The organism is Vibrio sp. F13 (genome assembly GCF_020806305.2).
GTDB lineage: Bacteria > Pseudomonadota > Gammaproteobacteria > Enterobacterales > Vibrionaceae > Vibrio > Vibrio crassostreae_C.
In genome coordinates this window covers 91814-111749 of the sequence record NZ_CP170175.1, presented here as the reverse complement: position 1 = coordinate 111749, position 19936 = coordinate 91814, and the positions used below count along the sequence as shown (strand labels likewise).

Below are 19936 nucleotides of genomic sequence, written 5' to 3'. Positions count from 1 at the left end.
AAAAAGGTAATGGCATTGATCTCCACAGCAAATATCACCCAACAATTCGGCGCTAAGCCACTTTTCGAAAATATTTCAGTTAAGTTCGGCGAAGGCAACCGCTACGGTTTAATCGGCGCGAATGGCTGTGGTAAATCGACGTTCATGAAGATCCTATCTGGTGAACTTGAGCCAAGTGCTGGTAACGTAAGCTACGATCCAAACGAGCGCGTTGCTAAGCTAAACCAAGACCAGTTTGCTTACGAAGAATTCACGGTAATCGACACGGTTATCATGGGTCACAAAGAGCTTTGGGCTATTAAGCAAGAGCGTGACCGCATTTACTCTTTGCCAGAAATGAGCGAAGAAGACGGCATGAAAGTGGCTGACCTTGAAGTTCAGTTCGCTGAAATGGACGGCTACATGGCAGAAGCTAAAGCTGGTGAGCTTCTTCTAGCGGTAGGTATTGAAGAATCAATGCACTTCGGTCTGATGAGCGAAGTAGCACCGGGTTGGAAACTTCGTGTTCTATTGTCTCAAGTACTGTTTGCAGACCCGCATATCATGCTTCTTGACGAACCAACGAACAACCTGGACATGGACACCATCAAGTGGTTGGAAGATACGCTAAACCAACGTAACTGCACAATGATCATCATTTCGCACGACCGTCACTTCCTAAACTCTGTTTGTACACACATGGCTGACCTTGATTACGGCGAACTTCGTCTATTCCCAGGTAACTACGATGAGTACATGACGGCTGCGACTCAAGCTCGTGAGCGTCTACTGTCTGACAACGCTAAGAAGAAAGCACAAATTGCTGAACTTCAAACGTTCGTATCTCGTTTCTCTGCTAACGCATCTAAAGCGAAGCAAGCAACGTCACGTGCTAAGCAGATCGATAAGATCCAACTAGACGAAGTTAAAGCGTCTAGCCGTCAAAACCCATTCATCCGTTTCGAACAGTCTAAAGAGCTATTCCGTAACGCACTTGTGGTTGAAAACCTATCTCAAGGTTTTGAAGAAGACCTATACAACAAGTTCGACGGTATTTTCGAAGTAGGTGAGCGTGTTGCTATCATCGGTGAGAACGGTGTGGGTAAAACAACACTACTTAACACACTAGCTGGCGCTCTTGAGCCTCGCACAGGTGAGTACAAGTGGTCTGAAAACTCAAACATCGGTTACTACGCTCAAGATCACACACACGATTTCGAGACAGACATGAACTTGTTTGATTGGATGAGCCAATGGCGCCAAGAAGGCGAAGACGAGCAAGTTGTTCGTGGCTTCCTAGGTCGTATGCTATTTGGTCAAGACGACATTAAGAAATCTGTAAAGGTTATCTCTGGTGGTGAGCAAGGTCGTATGCTTCTTGGTAAGATCATGATGCATAAACCAAACATCCTGCTAATGGATGAGCCAACAAACCACATGGATATGGAATCTATCGAAGCGCTTAACTTGGCTCTTGAGAACTACAAAGGCACATTGTTCTTCGTATCTCACGACCGTGTATTCGTAGACTCGCTTGCAACTCGTATCCTTGAAATCAAAGATGGCAAGATCAACGATTTCCGCGGTACTTACGCTGAGTTCTTGAAAGCACGCGGCTAAGCTTTAAGTTAGCCTTAGTTTTCAACTCTATGCGTTGGAAATTAAGCTATAAATTGAAAATTAAAAACGCCGTCATACTAAAAAGCATGACGGCGTTTTTGTATCTAGCTAAGTTTCTATGTATTTATCCTTGATGGGTCACTAACTATTTACATCAGAACTTTACAATTAGAAGCGGTTAGTGAATCACCAATCAAACCTACGCTTTTTTCCGACTGCTGATTATTCACCTTTCACATCAAAGTCAATCTTGTCTGCACCCGTGAACACTTGGAAGCGCAAGCCTTTAGCACGAGCAATCGTTGTTATGCCGAACTTCTGCGCTAAATCTAAGCCCATTTGTGTAACGCCAGAGCGTGACAGTAGAACAGGGATTCCCATCTGCGCAACCTTAATCACCATCTCAGACGTTAAACGGCCTGTGGTGTAGAAGATCTTATCTTCACCTGTCTCTTTGTTAAGCCACATCTCACCAGCCAATGTATCAACGGCATTGTGTCGGCCAACATCTTCAACAAACGATAGAACCTTGTCGTCTTTGCAAACAGCACAGCCATGAACCGCACCCGCTTTCTTGTAGGTGTCGTTATAATGAGTCAGCGCTTCTAGAGCCGTATAGATTTCAGATTGCTTAATCTTGGTTTGAGGCACTTGGTAATCTTCCAATTGCTTCATCACGTTGCCATACATGGTACCTTGGCCACAGCCAGAGGTAACTGTCTTCTTCTTAAGCGCTTGCTCAAGTTGGCTCGTATCTTCTTTGGTGATAACCGCTGCTGAGCTGGTTTCCCAGTCGATGATGATTGATTCAACGGCTTCTGGATCAGAAAGGAAGCTTTGGTTTTTCAAATAACCCAAGACTAATGCTTCCGGGCGTGAACCCAATGTCATTAGAGTTACGATCTCTTTCCAGTTCAACATAACGGTAAGAGGGCGCTCGCACGCAATTTGTTTCGTTAGCTTTTCGCCATATTCATCAAACACTTCAACTTCGATGGTCTGAAGTGGGTTTTCACTGGTTTTTATTATGTTTGGTTTTACCACAGTCATTTCCTACTTAATGAGATAGCGATTTTATGAGATAAGAAGTCAACAAGAGCAATAAGGCTCTCATTCATTAATGCGCTAGTTTGTTGATTCGCTATGGCCTAGATTTCGATTATCGTTCTCGAACATGCCATAGATCTGTGAATACATAGCTCTGTGAAGAACATTAGCGAATTAGCTAAAGCAAATCTTATTCCAAAATAACGGGGATTGATGGAAACATGAAGCATTAGATTAAAATAGCGCAAAATATGAGAGTTCACCGGGTGGAGTTGTCTGAAATAACCAGTATCGACTAACGTTATAGTGACAACTTGATAACGAACGCTATAGATACGCTCTCGCAGTTAATCCGTATTGGCGTGTTTATTGCTTTATGGGGTGTATATGAATGCACACAGTACAAAATGTCCTAAGTGCATTCAGACCAAAGAAAATCAATTGGGTGAAGTATGTCTGAGATAAAAGAATTCAAAGAACAATATGAAAAAACAGAAGCAGCTTGGCCAATCGGTGTCCAAAGAATAGAGAAAGAGATCAAAACTGGCATTTGGGTAACAACTCAATGGGAACTCATCGGTTTTGAATTATCACCTGAACATGAAACCCCAGACGTATGTTTGCTTCAGTTGCACAAAGACGAACGTACCGACTACCGCTTCAATCTAAGCTCTCAGCAACCTAAGCTATTCTTAGTTATGGATAATGTTGACTCCGGTAAACCTATTATTCAATTACTGACAGCATCACAAACAGTCGCAGGCCAATACATGGACGGAGATAACCAAGTATTGTCTTACGACATGCCATTGCCTGTACAAGCTTGGATGGAAGCATTCATCGGTCGTCATGGCGAGTTATTAGAAGCAAGACGTAAGAAACGTAAAGGCGCGGGTCAATCAAATGGCAACTAACTTTTTTAGCCGTTGGTCTCAACGAAAGCTTGATGAATCAACCGACCAACCTTTAGAAGCGCAACAAACGCTTGAGGAAACTGAGCTTACTTCCACTGAGGCTTCGTCTGCTGCTTCATCTATAGACGCAGAAACATCGGAGTCACTAGAACGTGGAACTTTGGAAAAAGAGTCTCCAGAACACGCTGTCGATTCTCAAACTATTGACTCTCAGGAGATAGCATCAGAAACGACTGAAGACTTGTCTGTTGCTCAATTATTGGTGTCAGAAGCTTCAGAAAGCGTAAAAAAAGCGGCATTGCGTAAATTATTCCTCTCAGAAGAATTCAACGTTCGTGATGGTTTAGATGATTACGACGACGATTACAGTAATTTGAAGTCTCTTTCTGAAGGGGTTGCGGAAACCTTGCGTGATTGGGTTAAAGACAAAACGGAAGAAGAAACTGCGCCAGAAGAAGAGCAAATCATTGATAATAAAGACGAAGGTGAAGTTTTAGAAAATTCTGAAAGCAATCTTGAGGTATCTGATAATAAACTTGAAACGTCAGAAAGTGCCGAAATAACCGAACAAGAAAAAGAACTGTATAAAAAAACAGTATCGGATAATAACGCTACAATGTCAGACGAAGCAGACCTGAAAGAGGTGGGACAAAATATACCACACAAAGAATAGGTACATTTTGACTAAACACTCAATGAACCGCTTGCGACAAAATGTCCCAAGCGGTTTTTTTATACGCACAATAAACGTTATATAGTATTAAATCACTGAAATATAAGGCATATTAAATTGGCATGGCATTTGCAAAATAACGTTCATTATCAACTTTTTTGTAGATAGACGAGTTCACGGTCTGACGAACGACACACTGGCTAAAGGGTTAGTTGTTAACGGATTACTCAGCAAGTTCTCTCTCGCTTACTACAATAAAGGTTGAACAGATTATCCATGTCCAAAGATGGAACTGAGCAATGCTTAAACAATTATTAGAACAAGCAAATTCAAATAACGCTAAAGCAAGACTGTATGCATTTGAAAATACAGTTGAGTTAACAAATCTGATTCCACCTACTGTTAGCTACGAAAGCGGCGGTAATACACTTGTTATTGGTCCAACTGCGATCATTGAAAGTGCTGCGGCTCAATTACCTCAATTGACGAGCCTAACCTTATTGTCAACAGATGGCGAAAAGGGCACAAACCCAGAACTGTACTTCGCGAATTCGGTTCAAGTATCCGGTTTCCTTGGCACGTTTGAAGTTGTGATCGAAAACAAAGGCACATCAAGCAATCTAGCGAAAGTCGCGATTAATCACGATTGTTTCGATGTTGTTTTAGACCTATGTCTGAATAGCTGCATGACAGAAGAAGTACCTGTACCGGGTTATTACCCAGTAGGTCGTGGCTATCCAAAACTTGCTGAAGCACTGGAAGAGATTCCAACGCTTATGGGCACATTTGATAAGCCTAAGTTCTTCCGTCTCGACACTGACCTTTGCGCGCACAGTTCTCGTGGCGTAAAAGGCTGTGAGCGTTGTGTAGATGCTTGTCCTGCTGGCGCACTATCAAGTGAAGGCTCTGATAAGACGGGTCACAAGATTGAGATTAACCCTTACCTATGTCAAGGCGTTGGTACTTGTGCAACTAGTTGTCCTACAGAAGCGATTACCTATGCGCTGCCAAACCCTGATGACACTCAAAAGTTTATTGAACGTACGCTAGCTAATTATGAGCAAGCGGGCGGTCTGGATCCAATCGTACTTATCTGTAGCTCTCGTCATGAGACTTACAATGTAATGGCGCTAAAAGCACTGCCAGATAACGTGATTCCAATTGTCGTAGAAGAACTGCCATCTATTGCTATCGATACTTGGTTTGCAGCTTTAGTTAATGGCGCAACTCAGGTTCTGTTTGCCGCATCTCGCTTTATGCCAGAAACGATCATTCGTGTTCTAAATAACGAAGTAGGGATTGCTCAAGAACTACTAGATCAAATCGGTATTCCAAAAGAAACCATCGATATTCTGTACTTAGAATCTCTACGTGAATGTCCTCCAACACTTTGTGTGGATTCATTCGACCTTGCACTTGGCGATCTTCAAGGCAACAAGCGCCAACGTCTATTTACAGCACTTGATGCGATGTCTTCAGCTCGTATTCCTGTTGAAAATATTGTTGAGCTTCCGTCAAACGCACCTTACGGCAACGTTTCGTGTGATAGCAAAGATTGTACGTTATGTATGAGCTGTGTGGCTGTGTGTCCGACACGTGCACTTCATACCGACGGGGCTTCTCCATCACTTAAATTTGTAGAACAAGACTGTATTCAATGTGGCTTGTGTGAAAAGGCATGTCCTGAAAATGTTCTGACTCTTACGCCTCGTATGAACTGGGTAAAAGAAGAACGTCAAAAAGCAGTTGTGATTCATGAAGAGAAAGCTGCGGAATGTGTACGTTGCCATAAACCATTCGCACCTCAGTCTATGATTGACATGTTACAGAACAAGTTACGCGGTCACTCTCACTTTTCAGATGAAGCAGCGATTAATCGTATTGCTATGTGTGAAGACTGCCGTGTGGTGGATATGTTCGATTCAATGGCTCAAGACCCATTGAAACAATTGAAATACTAGGAGTTAGCCTTGGAAACGAATTTGGATCAGGCACAAGAACAGACACTAAGAACTGAGATCTATTTGGTTCTATCCGCACTGTTTCGCAGCGCACCTTCTGAAGAGGTGATCGACTTTCTAAAAACACTCGATATTGAAGCGTCTGAAAGCGCAATGCAAAAGGCTTGGATTGCCATTCAACAAGCGGCAACAGAATCAAACCGTGAAGCTCTTGAAGACGAATATCAAGATTTGTTCATCGGTATTGGGCGTGGAGAAGTCGTTCCATTTGGTTCTTGGCATCGCACTGGCGCCATGATGGAAAAACCATTGGCAGAGATTCGTCATGACTTAGAGCTTTTAGGCATTGAGCGTGACGATCAAGTGAAAGAGCCGGAAGATCATATCGCAGCACTGTGTGAAGTGATGGCGATGCTAACGGCTGAAGAAGAAGCACTGCAACAGGCGGTATTCAATAAGCACCTTGGCCCTTGGTTTAACTCTTTCACGCGTCAGCTTGAAGGGGCAGAAAGCGCGAACTTCTACAAATCGGCCGCTCAACTGTGTGAAGCATTCTTAACGTTAGAACAAGTGCGTTTTAGCGTGAATACAAAAAGCAGTAAGCACAAATTAAAGATTGATGTGAAAAACGTCACTGATTACGAGTAATCGAGCAGTACGCGATTATATCGATAGAGGGGCATTAAGCCTCCAAAAAAAGATCTACCGTAAGGTAAGGAAGCAATGATGAAAGATAATAAAGATATAAATACAAGCCGTAGGGATCTACTCAAAGGCTTGACGACTGCAGCCGTTGCTGGTGCCGTTGTCGCTGGTACAACTAAAGTGGCAACCGCTTCAGAAACTGTTGAAATTTCGAAAGAAGACGTGAAGAAGACAGGGTATCGTGAGACGCAACACATTCGCGATTACTACGACACACTTTAGGAGATAACGGATGAAACTTGTCAAACGCTCCGATAGTGTGAGCAAAGAAACCAATCAGCTAGGTGTGTCTCGACGTGCCTTCATGAAAAACACTTCATTAGCTGCTGGTGGCGCAGTGGTAGGCGCAAGTCTATTTGCACCAGGTATGATGAAGAAAGCACAGGCTAAATCAGTCGATCCAGAAGCGAAAACAGAAGTGAAACGTACTATCTGTTCTCACTGTTCTGTGGGTTGTGGTATCTACGCTGAAGTTCAAAATGGCGTATGGACAGGTCAAGAGCCTGCATTCGATCACCCATTCAACGCTGGTGGACACTGTGCGAAAGGTGCAGCACTTCGTGAGCACGGCCACGGTGAACGTCGTCTTAAGTACCCAATGAAATTGGAAGGCGGTAAGTGGAAGAAGCTTTCTTGGGAACAAGCGATTGAAGAGATCGGTAACAAAGCGCTAGAACTTCGTAAAGAGTCTGGCCCTGATTCAGTTTACTTCCTAGGTAGTGCGAAACACAGTAACGAGCAAGCTTATGCATTCCGTAAGATGGCTTCGCTTTGGGGCACCAACAACGTTGACCACCAAGCACGTATTTGTCACTCAACCACAGTAGCCGGTGTTGCGAACACTTGGGGTTACGGTGCAATGACAAACTCGTTCAATGACATGCACAACTGTAAATCGATGCTGTTCATTGGTTCAAACCCAGCAGAAGCTCACCCAGTAGCGATGCAACACATCTTGATCGCGAAAGAGAAGAACAACTGTAAGATCGTTGTTGCGGATCCTCGTCGTACGCGTACTGCTGCGAAATCAGATCACTACGTTTCTCTTCGTCCAGGTTCTGACGTTGCGTTTATCTGGGGTGTGTTATGGCACGTCTTTGCAAACCAATGGGAAGACAAAGAGTTCATTAAACAACGTGTATTCGGCATGGGCGAGATCCGTGAAGAAGTCGCGAAGTGGAACCCAGCAGAAGTTGAACGCGTAACTGGTGTTAGTGAAAAAGACGTATACCACACCGCGAAACTACTTTCTGAAAACCGTCCGGGTTGTATCGTTTGGTGTATGGGTGGTACTCAGCACACGACTGGTAACAACAACACACGCGCTTACTGTGTACTTGAGCTTGCGCTAGGTAACATCGGTAAATCAGGCGGCGGTGCAAACATCTTCCGTGGTCACGATAACGTACAGGGCGCAACTGACCTTGGCGTACTGTCAGACACACTTCCAGGCTACTACGGCTTGTCTGAAGGTTCTTGGCGTCACTGGTCAAAAGTTTGGGATATCGACTTTGACTGGGTGAAAGGCCGTTTCGACGACAACGCATACGGCGGTCAAAAACCAATGAACAGTGCAGGTATTCCTGTATCTCGTTGGGTTGATGGCGTACTTGAAGACAAAGACAAGATTCGCCAACGCGAAAACATCCGTGCCATGTTCTACTGGGGTCACGCGGTGAACTCTCAGACTCGTGGTCCAGAGATGAAAAAAGCGATGCAGAAGCTGGATATGATGGTTATTGTTGACCCATACCCAACGGTTGCAGCGGTAATGAATGATCGTACCGACGGCGTTTACCTGCTACCAGCAACGACTCAGTTTGAAACCTACGGCAGTGTAACGGCGTCAAACCGTTCTCTACAGTGGCGTGACAAGGTTGTTGATCCTCTATTCGAATCTAAACCTGACCACGAAATCATGTACCTGCTTTCTAAGAAGCTTGGTTTCTCTGATCAGCTGTTCAAAAACATCCGTGTTGAGAACAACCAACCACTGATTGAAGATATTACACGTGAATTCAACAAAGGTATGTGGACAATCGGCTACACAGGCCAAAGCCCTGAGCGTTTGAAAGAACACCAACAGAATTGGCACACATTCCACAAAACGTCTCTAGAAGCAGAAGGCGGTCCAGCAAATGGCGAGACTTACGGTCTACCTTGGCCATGTTGGGGCACACCAGAGATGAAACATCCGGGTACACACATCCTTTACGATACGTCTAAGACGGTTGCTGAAGGTGGTGGTAACTTCCGTACTCGTTTTGGTGTTGAGTTTGAAGGTCAAAGCCTACTGGCAGAAGACAGCTACTCGAAAGGCTGTGAGATCAAAGACGGCTACCCAGAGTTCAGTGACAAACTACTGAAACAACTGGGTTGGTGGGATGATCTAACTGCAGAAGAGAAAGCGGCTGCTGAAGGCAAAAACTGGAAGACTGACGTTTCAGGTGGTATCCAACGTGTGGCAATTAAACACGGCTGTATCCCATTTGGTAATGCGAAAGCACGTGCGATTGTTTGGACATTCCCAGACCGTGTACCACTGCACCGTGAGCCACTTTACACGCCACGTCGCGACCTAGTTGCTGATTACCCAACGTGGGACGACAAAGAAGCTATCTTCCGTGTTCCTACGCTTTACAAGTCGATTCAAGAGCAAGACAAATCTGGCGAATACCCGATTATCCTGACCTCTGGTCGTTTGGTTGAGTACGAAGGTGGTGGTGAAGAAACCCGTTCTAACCCTTGGCTAGCAGAACTACAGCAAGAGATGTTTGTTGAAGTGAACCCGAAAGATGCAAACGACATCGGCTTTAAAGACGGTGACGATGTTTGGGTTGAGGGTGCAGAGAAGGGCCGTATTAAGGTGAAAGCGATGGTTACACGTCGTGTGAAACCGGGTCTGGCATTCATCCCATTCCACTTCGGTGGTAAGTTCCAAGGCGAAGATTTGCGTTCTAAATACCCAGAAGGCACTGATCCTTACGTTATTGGTGAAGCTGCTAACACAGCAACCACATACGGTTACGACCCTGTCACGTTGATGCAGGAAACGAAAGTAACCCTTTGTAATATTCGTAAAGCGTAAGGAGTCTTAAAATGGCTAGAATGAAATTTCTTTGTGACACCAAGCGTTGTATCGAATGTAACGGTTGTGTCACTGCATGTAAGAATGAAAATGATGATGCTCTGGAATGGGGTATTCAACGTCGTCGCGTTGTGACACTGAACGATGGCGAACCAGGTGAAAACTCTATCTCAGTAGCGTGTATGCACTGTACTGATGCCCCTTGTATGGCAGTTTGCCCGGCAGACTGTTTTGAACATACGGAAGACGGCATCGTACTTCACAATAAAGATCTGTGTATCGGTTGTGGTTACTGCTTGTTTGCTTGTCCGTTTGGCGCACCTCAATTTCCTAAACAGGAAGCCTTTGGTGAGCGCGGTAAGATGGACAAGTGTACCTTCTGTGCTGGCGGCCCAGAAACAGAGCCAGGTTCTGTTGAAGAGCGTCAAAAATACGGTGCGAACCGTATTGCTGAAGGCAAACTGCCAATGTGTGCTTCGCTTTGTTCAACTAAGGCACTGCTAGCGGGTGACGCAGAGAAAGTTTCTGATGTTTTCCGTCAGCGTGTTGTTGAACGTGGTGCGAAAGGTGCAGGTTGGACAGACGGCAACGACCTTTCTTACGATGCGACTAAGAGCTAAGTAGGAGAGACATATGCTTACAATGTTTAAGCGTCTCTTCCTTGTAGTGCTGCCAATGTTGGCAGCACTAACAATGCTTTCTCCTATGAGTCATGCATCTGAGACGAACTCATCACAAACTCAATCGAGCTCTGCTCAACGAGAAATCACACAACTTGCTGGCGCCGATTTTTGGCGACAAGTGAGAAACGGTGAGGAAGGTTACACCACATCTCAATCAGCTGAGCATGGTGTGTTGATCAGTACTCCAGGTCAAACGTGGTACATATTGAAAGAGAAGTGGATGTCACCAGCCGGTGCCGTCGCTATCTTTGGCAGTATTGCTTTCGTGACTTTGATGTACGTTGTGATTGGCCCGCTAATGCTAAGCGCGCCAAGAACAGGCCGTAAGATCAAACGTTGGTCTCGACTAGACCGTGCCTTGCACTGGAGTATGGCGTTTACCTTCTTAACACTGGCGTTCAGTGGTTTGATGTTGGTTTACGGTAAGCACTTCTTGAAGCCGTACATTCCAACGGATCTGTGGGGCTTCATCGTTCTACTAGCTAAGCAATACCACAACTACATCGGCCCAATTTTCTATGTGCTGTTGATGGCTGTTCTTATCAAGTGGTGGCGCAAGTCTATCTTCAAGATGGTCGATATCCAGTGGTTCATGAAACTGGGTGGTATGGTCGGGAAACATAAAGGTTCTCATCCATCTGCAGAGTTTTCCAACGCGGGTGAGAAAGCGCTGTTCTGGCTATTGATTGTAATGGGTAGTGTGGCTGCGATCAGTGGCTTGGTTTTAGACTTCCCAATCTTCGGTCAAACGCGTCGTGATATGGAGCTTTCAAACCTAGTCCACATGTTGGCTGCTTTGATCCTTATCTGTGGTTTCGTGTTCCACATCTACATCGGCTTGTTCGGTATGGAAGGCGCACTAGAAGGCATGGTAACAGGCGAAGTTGATGAAACTTGGGCAAAAGAGCACCATGACCTTTGGTACAAAGAAGTGATGGAACAAGAGAAAAACGGCGTTGAACAAAGCGCTAACGCAGCAACAGAGAAAAGTGAAGGGGTGAATAAGAATGAACAAACCTCATAAAGGTATTTGGGTTGCTTACATCCTCAGCTGTTTTACACCATTTACTTGTCTTCTCTCTGGTGTGGTTGCCATCATCTACGCGGGCTATCGTTTAGATAAAGGCGAAGATGGTGAAGTAGTGGATACCCATTACTACGGCTTGATTCGCTCGTTCTTCTTGAACTTGACGTTCTTTGTTGTACTTATCGTGACAGTAGCGACCTCTAATGGCGTGTTGATCGGTGTGAACGATTACTGGTATCAAAATCATATTATCGATGACATCGCTTACTACATACCGTATGTAGGCATGTTGTTCGGTGGTGTTGCGATTGTGGTTTGGTTTATTCGTATGTATCAAGGTATGCAGCGTTTAAGTCAAAACCTACCGCAAAACCCGACAACAGGTCCAAACTTGTAGTCGAGTATCGGCTCACTAGATAGCGAATTATCTAGCACAATAGTCCTTTTGAAAGCCCAATGATTTCGGTCATTGGGCTTTTTGTTTCTAATCAGCAACGAAACTTAATGAAGCATAGTATTGACCGCTTCAATATGGTGCAACTCCCTTAATTGGTGCAATTCTTGTTTCCATTTTCACGCTCATTAAGAACCAAGAAAGTGCACCGATAAATTTATTATCAATTAATCAGTAAGTTAAAAGCAAAAACTGTTGCACGAAAATTACACCACACACTTGGAACGCATCTTGCGTTCACTGTTGAGTCTTTAATTAATTACAACATTGAATCGCACGATATCAGTGCAAATCAAATAAAGCGAAGGAGAATGCTTTAATGAGTGAAACGGTGACTCAAGTTCATAGTGCAGTACAAACCCTTACCCAAAGTTCAGATACTTTATTCCTATTACTCGGCGCCATCATGGTTTTCTTGATGCACGCTGGCTTTGCATTTCTAGAAGTCGGTACCGTTCGAAAGAAGAACCAAGTCAACGCGCTGGTTAAGATCCTTTCCGACTTTGGTGTCTCCGCCATTGCTTACTTCTTTATCGGTTACTGGGTTGCTTACGGTGCACACTTTTTTGCAGACGCAGAAACACTTTCGCAAGGCAACGGATATGAACTGGTTAAGTTCTTCTTCCTAATGACATTCGCAGCGGCAATTCCTGCGATTGTTTCTGGTGGTATCGCAGAGCGTGCTCGTTTCTATCCAATTTTGATTGCGACACTGTTTACGGTTGGTTTCATCTATCCATTTTTTGAAGGCATCATTTGGAACGGCAACTTTGGATTCCAAGATTGGCTAGAAGGTCAGTTTGGTTACGTGTTCCATGACTTCGCAGGCTCGGTAGTGGTTCACGGCGTAGGTGGTTGGATTGCTTTGGTCGCAGTTTACTTCTTAGGGATGCGTAAAGGTCGAATCCGTGCAGGCAAACACACCAACTTCGCACCATCGAATATCCCATTCTTAGCACTAGGCTCTTGGATCTTATGTGTGGGTTGGTTTGGCTTTAACGTGATGTCAGCTCAAGCGATCAATGGCATCAGCGGTCTCGTGGCAATGAACTCTCTCATGGCCATGGTTGGCGGTATTCTTGCGGCTCTAATTGCAGGTAAAAATGACCCGGGCTTCATCCACAATGGTCCTTTGGCTGGTCTCGTCGCTATCTGTGCGGGCTCAGATTTGATGCACCCACTTGGCGCTTTGGTGACGGGCGGTGTGGCAGGTGCGCTGTTTGTTTACCTATTTACTTATATGCAAAACAAAACACAGATCGATGATGTACTGGGTGTATGGCCTCTACACGGCGTATGTGGTGCCTGGGGTGGCGTTGCTGCTGGTATCTTCGGCCAACAAGCTTTCTGGGGTCTAGGCGGCGTGAGCTTTGCTTCTCAGTTGATTGGTACAGTCGCAGGTGTTGCTGTTGCTTTCGTCGGCGCGTTAATCGTATACGGTGTGTTGAGCAAACTAACAGGCCTACGCTTAAGTGAAGAAGATGAATTCAACGGTGCGGATCTTTCTATCCATAAGATCTCTTCTATCAACGAAGACTAACGTTGTTCACTTGGTGGGGTAAAGCACATCAAGTAGACAACTGTTGAACAGAACTAAGCGGCTTCGGTCGCTTTTTTGTTTCTATGGATAGCAAAACAGAGAATTTGAGTAACAACAACCACAACTATCAAGCGAGTTATGTCACAAATAGCCAATGAATTCAGTTGCCTAAGACTATGGTCTAATCCCCAAAACTATTGTTGGAATTTGAACAGTGCTAAGCTGTTACAAAGTGACATATCTAAAAGGACGTTATATGCATTTCCCATATCGAAATATCGTAATTCTTACTGGCGCTGGCATCTCTGCAGAGTCGGGGATACAAACATTCCGAGCACAAGACGGGCTATGGGAAAACCACAAAATCGAAGATGTAGCGACGCCTGAAGGGTTCGCAAAAGATCCTGACTTGGTACAAGCCTTCTATAACAAGCGTCGTCACGGCCTGCAAAGTGAGAGCATTCAGCCCAATTCAGCCCACAAGGCGCTAGGAGAGCTCGAAGACAAGCTTGATGGCAAAGTTACCATCATTACTCAAAACATCGACAATTTGCACGAGAGAGGCGGTAGCAACAACATTATTCACATGCATGGTGAACTTTTAAAAGCGCGTTGCAGTGAATCCAATCAAGTTGTAGAGCACAAAGGCGATATTGAAACGGGTGAACTTTGTCATTGCTGCCAAATCCCTGCACAAATGCGTCCACATATTGTTTGGTTTGGCGAAATGCCACTAAGAATGGGCGACATTTATTCCGCACTGGAAGAAGCGGATCTGTTTATCTCTATCGGAACTTCAGGTGTTGTTTATCCAGCGGCAGGCTTTGTTCACGATGCGAAAATGCATGGTGCACATACTATCGAGATAAACCTCGAACCAAGTGCGGTTGAAAGTGAATTTGAAGAGAAGCGCTACGGCAAGGCGAGTATCGAGGTGCCTAAACTGGTTGGCGAGTTATTATGTACAGAGAAAGGTTCTTTAACGGCCTAAGCCTTGTCTTTAATAACACACATCAGTTTCTGAATCTGAAAAAATAAAGCGGCTTACGCCGCTTTATTTACTTAACTTCTTAACTAACAATAACTTAGTTGTTTACTTTAAGTTTTTGGAAGTACTCGTCATAAATAACGCTCGCTTCACCAACTTCATCTTGCCACACACCGTTATCCATCACTGATTGTGGTGGGAAAACGTTCTTGTCTTCAGCAAATTCTTTAGGAAGAAGAGGGTAAGCGGTTTTAACTGGTGTCGGGTAACCGATCTCTAGAGCAATTTTCGCAGCGTTCTCTGGGCGAAGAAGGAAGTCGATCATCTTATGAGCCGCTTCAGTGTTCTTAGCGCCTGCTGGAATTGCTAGGCTGTCCATCCAGAAGATAGCGCCTTTTTCTGGCCAGATAATGTCAATCGTTGCGCCTTCTTGGCGTGCCATGTAAGCAGAACCATTCCAAAGCATACCAAGAGACACTTCACCTGCTAGGTAAGGGTTCGCTGGGAAATCTGAGTTAAATACCAATACGTTTGGCATTAGCTTACGAAGTTCTTCGTAGGCTTCTTTGATTTCTTCAGGGTTAGTCGTGTTTGGAGAGTAGCCCAGTTTAGATAGAGCGATATGGAAAACCTCACGAGAGTCATCCATCATCATCAGTTGACCTTCCCACTGCGTATCCCACAGATCGCCCCAGTTTTTAACTGAAGACTTGTCTAGCATGTCTGAGTTGATACCAATACCCGTCGCACCCCAGATGTATGGGATTGAGTAGTTGTTATTTGGGTCAAATGGCTTATCTAAGTAATTTGGATCCAAATCTGCAAAGTGGCTTAGCTTGGTTTTATCAAGCTCTTGAAGCATGCCTTCTTTACGCATCTTAGAAACGAAGTAAGTAGAAGGAACCACTAAGTCGTAACCCGTACCTTGAGTTTTTAACTTAGCGTACATGCTTTCGTTAGACTCATAAGTTGAGTAGTAGACTTTAATGCCCGTCTCTTCTGTGAAGTCTTCTAGTACTTCATTTGGAATATATTCAGACCAGTTGTAAAAATACAGTTCTTGGTCAGCTGCGAAAGAGGGTGTAGAAAGTAAAGTAGCAGCACACAATGCGCCGGTATACAGTGTTTTTTTCATTACTGTTCCGTTCATTTGTTTGATTTGGAGCTGGGTAGTGAACCCAAGGTAAAGGATTTCGAAAAATCGCGCTATATTATAGCAGCGATATAATAAAATAGGCAGCCTAAGCTGCCTATTCATTGATATTCTTATTTTTAACTTATTGATTATCTACGTTGACCTGTTAAGTAAACTGGTTACTTAGCCACAGTTAGATAATAAGCTAAATTACTGACCTGCTTTAAGTTTCATGAAGTAATCTTCGTACTTAACTGTCTTATCGCCAACCGCAGCTTGCCATTCAACACGATCAAGGTCTTCTTGCGATGGGAATAGCGCAGGGCTATCTTTGAACTTCTCGTTAGACGCTTTAACGGCCGTTAGGTAGCCTGTGTCACGAGAAATTTGCTCAGCAATTTCAGGGCGAAGTAGGAAATCAATCATCTTATGAGCTGCTTCTACGTTTACCGCACCAGAGCTAATCGCAAAGTTATCAACCCAACCGATACCGCCTTCTTTAGGGAAAACCAGTTTGATTGGTAGACCTTCGTTTTGCGCTGCAGCAGCAGAACCGTTCCACAGCATACCAAGACCCACTTCACCAGACATGTAAGGCGCGCCTGGGTTGTCTGAGTTAAATACTAGAACGTTTGGCATAAGCTTTTGTAGCTCAGCGTACGCTTCGTCGATCTCTTTTTCGTTGGTTGTGTTACCAGAGTAACCTAACTTACGCAGTGCGATGTGGAACACTTCACGAGTGTCGTCCATCATCATCAGTTGACCTTCAAGCTCTGGCTTCCATAGATCAGCCCAGCTTTGGAAATCTTCTGGATCGTACATGTCAGTGTTAACAGCAAGACCTGTGATCGCAACTACGTGTGGAATAGAGTAGTCGTTGCTTGGGTCGTACGGCTTATCTAGATAGTTAGTATCTAGATTCTTGAAGTTGTTCAGCTTAGTTTTGTCGATCTTTTGTAGCATACCTTCGTCACGCATCTTAGATACGAAGTAAGTCGACGGCACAACTAGGTCATAGCCTTTGTTGTGTGTTTTTAGCTTTGCGTACAGGGTTTCGTTCGACTCGTAAGTCGAGTAGATCACCTTGATACCAGTTTCATCAGTGAACTGTTCTAGAATCTCACTGTTGATGTAAGGTCCCCAATTCATGAATACCAATTCTTTGTTATCTTTTGCAAATGATGGTGCAGATAACATTGAAAGCGCACATGCACTACCAGCTAATAGAGTAGCCCATTTTTTCATTGACGTTAGCTCCAAACTAAACGTTGCCCGAAGGCAGTAGATAGAAAAACAGAATGGCAATTTACCATTCTGTTTATGATTAACACTTTTTTTGAACTTGAAGTCTCTTAACTTCTTAATCAAGCCAGTCTCTATATAGAGTAGGAGACTTACTTGATTTTTTCTCTCGCTAATGACTGAGAAATGATCACCAGTATTAACGACACCACTAACATCACTGTTGCTAGGGCGTTTACCTCAGGAGAGATACCCACTTTAACCATTGAGTAAATCTTCAGTGGTAAGATTTCATACGTTGGGCCGGTTACGAAAGAGCTAATGATTACATCGTCCAAAGACAGAGTGAAGCTCAATAACCAACCCGCAGCAACCGCTGGCTTAGCAAGAGGCAGAATGATCTGTTTTAGAATCGTCCATTCACTTGCACCTAAGTCTTTTGCTGCTTCTAGCATCTTCACATCAAAGCCATTCAAGCGACTGTATACCGTTACTACAACAAACGGTAGACAGAAGGTAATGTGAGCAGCAAGTAGGGTAAAGAACCCAAGTTGAACACCCATTACCAAGAATAGCGCAAGAAGCGAAATCGCCATTACGATATCTGGAGACATCATTACGATGAACAGCATGCCATTTACGATGCCTTTACCTTTAAATTGGTAACGGAATAGGGCTACTGCTGTAAGGCTCCCGACAATCGTTGCGGCTGTTGCTGAGAACACCGCTACGTTGATCGAGTGCCACGCAGCCTGCATTAGGCTGTCGTTGTTAATAAGCGCGTCATACCATTTAGTGGTGAAGCCACCCCATTTCATACCAAACTTATTGGCATTAAACGAGTTAGCGATCAATACGATAATAGGTAGGTATAGAAAGGCGTATACCAGCGCCATAAAGCTGAACTTAACTGTGCGCCCCATTAGTCTAGCTCCACTTTCTTGTTCAATAGCTTACCTGCTCGGTAGTAGGCATACAGCATCACAGCCATTGCCATGGTCAGTGCGATACTCGTCGCTGCGCCAAACGGCCAGTCTCGAGCGTTGAGCACTTGGCTCTTAATCACGTTACCAATCAATAGGTTCTTAGCTCCGCCTAATAGGTCAGAGATGTAGAACATACCTAACGCTGGCAGTAGCACTAACAAACAGCCGCCAATAATGCCCGGCATTGTTAGTGGTAGTACCACTTTCAATAGCGTTTGCAGTTTGTTCGCACCTAAATCTTTAGCCGCTTCTAAATACGTATCGTCCAGTTTTTCAATCGCTGAATACAGCGGCAGAATCATAAACGGAAGTAGGATGTACACTAAACCGATCATTACTGCGGTTTCTGAGTACATGATACGTAGCGGTTTATCAATGATATCTAACGCTAACAAGCTTTTGTTCAAGACACCTTGCGTACCCAGTACAATTTTTAATCCGTATGTACGAATCAAAGAGTTCGTCCAGAATGGTACTATCACTAGGAACAACATGATTGGACGCCACTTCGCCGGCATTTTTGCCACGATGTAAGCGAATGGGTAACCAATAATCAAACAAAGTAGGGTTGCGACAATTGCCATATAGAAAGAGTGCATCAACACTTTAAAATACAGCGGGTCAGCCAAACGCACGTAGTTATCGAGAGTGAAGGTCATCTCGATCAAGTTCGCTTCATCACGAGTTAAGAAGCTAGTACCAATGATCATGATGTTTGGAATCATCACGAACAACACTAACCAACCTGTGATTAAAGCAACAATTGCGTTTTGTAAATTAAACTTCTTGCTCATCTTCTAATACCACTTCCCAGCTCTCAACCCAAGTTACTGCAACTTTTTGGCCCAGTGAGTGATCAACATCAGGGTCATCTTCGTTGAAGAATTCGCTAACCATGACACGCATACCAGATTCAAGTTCTACGACTGAATCTAATGTCATGCCTTTATAGGTTCGCTCGACAATGTGGCCAACAATACCGCGTTGCTCTGACTCTTTAATTTCTTCGATTCGAAGATCTTCAGGGCGAAGCAATACTTGCAGTTTTTGACCCGGTGTTACGTCTTTATCGTGATAGATAATGGACTCTTCACCTTCGATTGTCGCAACAATGCGTTTTTCATCTTGACGAGATTTCGCTGTCGCTTCGAATACGTTAATTTCACCAATGAAACGCGCTACAAATAGGTTCTTAGGCTCTTCGTAGATCTCTCTTGGTGTTCCGTCTTGTTCAATCACGCCATCACGCATAACAATAATACGGTCAGACATAGACAGCGCCTCTTCTTGGTCATGCGTTACAAAAATGAACGTGATACCAAGTTGGCGTTGTAATTGTTTCAGCTCGATTTGCATCTGTTTACGTAGTTTGTAATCCAGAGCAGATAGAGATTCATCCAACAAAAGAACTTTAGGCTTATTAACGACAGCACGAGCGATTGCGATACGTTGCTGTTGGCCACCAGATAGCTGGTGTGGCTTTCGTTGTGCCATTTGTTCTAGGCGCACCATTTTCAAAGCATCCATTACACGAGGTTCAATCTCGCTGTTTGGAACTTTCTGCATGCGTAAGCCAAATGCCACATTGTCGAAAACGGTCATATGCGGGAATAGGGCATAGCTTTGGAATACAGTGTTTACATGCCTTTGTTCAGCAGGAACTTGGGTTACGTTTTGTTCAGCTAATAGTATTTGACCACTATCTGCCGTTTCAAAACCCGCAATCATTCTTAGCACGGTTGTTTTACCACAACCTGATGGGCCTAAAATCGTGAGAAACTCACCATGATTTACGTTTAAATCCAGATTGCCGATGACTTCCTTACCATCGAAACTTTTACTGATGCCAGTTAGCTGTACTACTGGCTTTCCTACTGATTTTTTAGCGTTCAAC

18 protein-coding genes are annotated in these 19936 nt (G+C 44.3%); 12 read left to right on the top strand and 6 right to left on the bottom strand.

The genetic code is table 11. The features are described from left to right. Window positions 1–15: 15 nt before the first annotated feature. Window positions 16–1599: an ABC-F family ATPase gene (locus LMH68_RS00420; protein ID WP_229647975.1), complete on the top strand. Its 1584-nt coding sequence runs from the start codon at window positions 16–18 to the stop codon at window positions 1597–1599. 222 nt (window positions 1600–1821) lie between these two features. On the opposite strand, the gene LMH68_RS00415 is transcribed toward LMH68_RS00420, so the two are convergent. Next, on the bottom strand, window positions 1822–2643 hold the full coding sequence (locus LMH68_RS00415; protein WP_017068189.1) for a formate dehydrogenase accessory sulfurtransferase FdhD: 822 nt from the start codon (window positions 2641–2643) through the stop codon (window positions 1822–1824). A 455-nt stretch (window positions 2644–3098) separates the two neighbouring features. Between LMH68_RS00415 and LMH68_RS00410 the strand changes: the two genes are divergently transcribed. The 11 genes from LMH68_RS00410 to cobB all read left to right on the top strand — a co-directional run bounded on the left by LMH68_RS00410 (window position 3099) and on the right by cobB (window position 14682). Further along, window positions 3099–3560, top strand: coding sequence for a DUF3305 domain-containing protein (locus tag LMH68_RS00410; RefSeq protein ID WP_413755339.1), 462 nt, complete (start codon window positions 3099–3101; stop codon window positions 3558–3560). After that, the gene (locus LMH68_RS00405; RefSeq protein WP_413755337.1) at window positions 3550–4233 is read left to right on the top strand and encodes a DUF3306 domain-containing protein; all 684 of its coding nucleotides are present in this window, start codon (window positions 3550–3552) and stop codon (window positions 4231–4233) included. Before LMH68_RS00410 ends, LMH68_RS00405 begins: the two co-directional genes overlap by 11 nt. A 299-nt stretch (window positions 4234–4532) precedes the next feature. Then, window positions 4533–6194, top strand: a complete 1662-nt coding sequence (locus tag LMH68_RS00400; RefSeq protein WP_229647977.1) for a 4Fe-4S dicluster domain-containing protein — start codon at window positions 4533–4535, stop codon at window positions 6192–6194. 9 nt (window positions 6195–6203) lie between these two features. Then, window positions 6204–6842 carry a molecular chaperone gene (locus LMH68_RS00395; protein ID WP_017059621.1) on the top strand — a complete coding sequence of 213 codons (639 nt, stop codon included), beginning with the start codon at window positions 6204–6206 and terminating at the stop codon, window positions 6840–6842. 78 nt (window positions 6843–6920) lie between these two features. Continuing rightward, window positions 6921–7121, top strand: a complete 201-nt coding sequence (locus LMH68_RS00390) for a twin-arginine translocation signal domain-containing protein (protein ID WP_008217926.1) — start codon at window positions 6921–6923, stop codon at window positions 7119–7121. Between the two features lie 10 nt (window positions 7122–7131). Then, window positions 7132–9987 (top strand): formate dehydrogenase subunit alpha, encoded by a 2856-nt coding sequence (locus LMH68_RS00385; RefSeq protein ID WP_229647978.1) that lies wholly within the window; start codon window positions 7132–7134, stop codon window positions 9985–9987. Between the two features lie 11 nt (window positions 9988–9998). Further along, window positions 9999–10607 carry a formate dehydrogenase FDH3 subunit beta gene (gene fdh3B, locus LMH68_RS00380; protein WP_004742271.1) on the top strand — a complete coding sequence of 203 codons (609 nt, stop codon included), beginning with the start codon at window positions 9999–10001 and terminating at the stop codon, window positions 10605–10607. Between the two features lie 13 nt (window positions 10608–10620). Then, window positions 10621–11694 (top strand): formate dehydrogenase subunit gamma, encoded by a 1074-nt coding sequence (locus LMH68_RS00375; protein ID WP_048615941.1) that lies wholly within the window; start codon window positions 10621–10623, stop codon window positions 11692–11694. Continuing rightward, window positions 11678–12094 carry a hypothetical protein gene (locus tag LMH68_RS00370; protein WP_017059624.1) on the top strand — a complete coding sequence of 139 codons (417 nt, stop codon included), beginning with the start codon at window positions 11678–11680 and terminating at the stop codon, window positions 12092–12094. The genes LMH68_RS00375 and LMH68_RS00370 overlap by 17 nt, the downstream gene beginning before the upstream one ends. Window positions 12095–12470: 376 nt before the next feature. Continuing rightward, window positions 12471–13691, top strand: a complete 1221-nt coding sequence (locus tag LMH68_RS00365; protein ID WP_017059625.1) for an ammonium transporter — start codon at window positions 12471–12473, stop codon at window positions 13689–13691. Window positions 13692–13947: 256 nt separating this feature from the next. After that, window positions 13948–14682: a Sir2 family NAD+-dependent deacetylase gene (gene cobB / locus LMH68_RS00360; protein WP_017063867.1), complete on the top strand. Its 735-nt coding sequence runs from the start codon at window positions 13948–13950 to the stop codon at window positions 14680–14682. A gap of 94 nt (window positions 14683–14776) precedes the next feature. On the opposite strand, the gene LMH68_RS00355 is transcribed toward cobB, so the two are convergent. From LMH68_RS00355 to potA, 5 genes are all read right to left on the bottom strand, one after another. Beyond that, window positions 14777–15814: an extracellular solute-binding protein gene (locus LMH68_RS00355; protein WP_017059627.1), complete on the bottom strand. Its 1038-nt coding sequence runs from the start codon at window positions 15812–15814 to the stop codon at window positions 14777–14779. Between the two features lie 210 nt (window positions 15815–16024). After that, on the bottom strand, window positions 16025–17059 hold the full coding sequence (locus LMH68_RS00350; RefSeq protein WP_017059628.1) for an extracellular solute-binding protein: 1035 nt from the start codon (window positions 17057–17059) through the stop codon (window positions 16025–16027). A 149-nt stretch (window positions 17060–17208) separates the two neighbouring features. Beyond that, a complete protein-coding gene (potC, locus tag LMH68_RS00345) occupies window positions 17209–17979 on the bottom strand; it encodes a spermidine/putrescine ABC transporter permease PotC (protein ID WP_017059629.1) in 771 nt (256 codons plus the stop codon). Further along, a complete protein-coding gene (potB, locus tag LMH68_RS00340; protein WP_017059630.1) occupies window positions 17979–18836 on the bottom strand; it encodes a spermidine/putrescine ABC transporter permease PotB in 858 nt (285 codons plus the stop codon). The genes potC and potB overlap by 1 nt, the downstream gene beginning before the upstream one ends. After that, window positions 18820–19935 (bottom strand): spermidine/putrescine ABC transporter ATP-binding protein PotA, encoded by a 1116-nt coding sequence (gene potA, locus LMH68_RS00335; RefSeq protein ID WP_017059631.1) that lies wholly within the window; start codon window positions 19933–19935, stop codon window positions 18820–18822. Before potA ends, potB begins: the two co-directional genes overlap by 17 nt. Between the last annotated feature and the right edge of the window lies 1 nt (window position 19936).

Bases quoted from the DNA above. Each gene is read 5' to 3' on its own strand.
- LMH68_RS00410 (WP_413755339.1), top strand. From the start codon at position 3,099: ATGTCTGAGATAAAAGAATTCAAAGAACAATATGAAAAAACAGAAGCA.
- potC (WP_017059629.1), bottom strand. From the start codon at position 17,979: ATGGGGCGCACAGTTAAGTTCAGCTTTATGGCGCTGGTATACGCCTTT.
- LMH68_RS00375 (WP_048615941.1), top strand. From the start codon at position 10,621: ATGCTTACAATGTTTAAGCGTCTCTTCCTTGTAGTGCTGCCAATGTTG.
- LMH68_RS00390 (WP_008217926.1), top strand. From the start codon at position 6,921: ATGAAAGATAATAAAGATATAAATACAAGCCGTAGGGATCTACTCAAA.
- LMH68_RS00370 (WP_017059624.1), top strand. From the start codon at position 11,678: ATGAACAAACCTCATAAAGGTATTTGGGTTGCTTACATCCTCAGCTGT.
- LMH68_RS00385 (WP_229647978.1), top strand. From the start codon at position 7,132: ATGAAACTTGTCAAACGCTCCGATAGTGTGAGCAAAGAAACCAATCAG.
- potB (WP_017059630.1), bottom strand. From the start codon at position 18,836: ATGAGCAAGAAGTTTAATTTACAAAACGCAATTGTTGCTTTAATCACA.
- LMH68_RS00355 (WP_017059627.1), bottom strand. From the start codon at position 15,814: ATGAAAAAAACACTGTATACCGGCGCATTGTGTGCTGCTACTTTACTT.
- LMH68_RS00400 (WP_229647977.1), top strand. From the start codon at position 4,533: ATGCTTAAACAATTATTAGAACAAGCAAATTCAAATAACGCTAAAGCA.
- LMH68_RS00365 (WP_017059625.1), top strand. From the start codon at position 12,471: ATGAGTGAAACGGTGACTCAAGTTCATAGTGCAGTACAAACCCTTACC.
- fdh3B (WP_004742271.1), top strand. From the start codon at position 9,999: ATGGCTAGAATGAAATTTCTTTGTGACACCAAGCGTTGTATCGAATGT.
- cobB (WP_017063867.1), top strand. From the start codon at position 13,948: ATGCATTTCCCATATCGAAATATCGTAATTCTTACTGGCGCTGGCATC.
- LMH68_RS00405 (WP_413755337.1), top strand. From the start codon at position 3,550: ATGGCAACTAACTTTTTTAGCCGTTGGTCTCAACGAAAGCTTGATGAA.
- LMH68_RS00350 (WP_017059628.1), bottom strand. From the start codon at position 17,059: ATGAAAAAATGGGCTACTCTATTAGCTGGTAGTGCATGTGCGCTTTCA.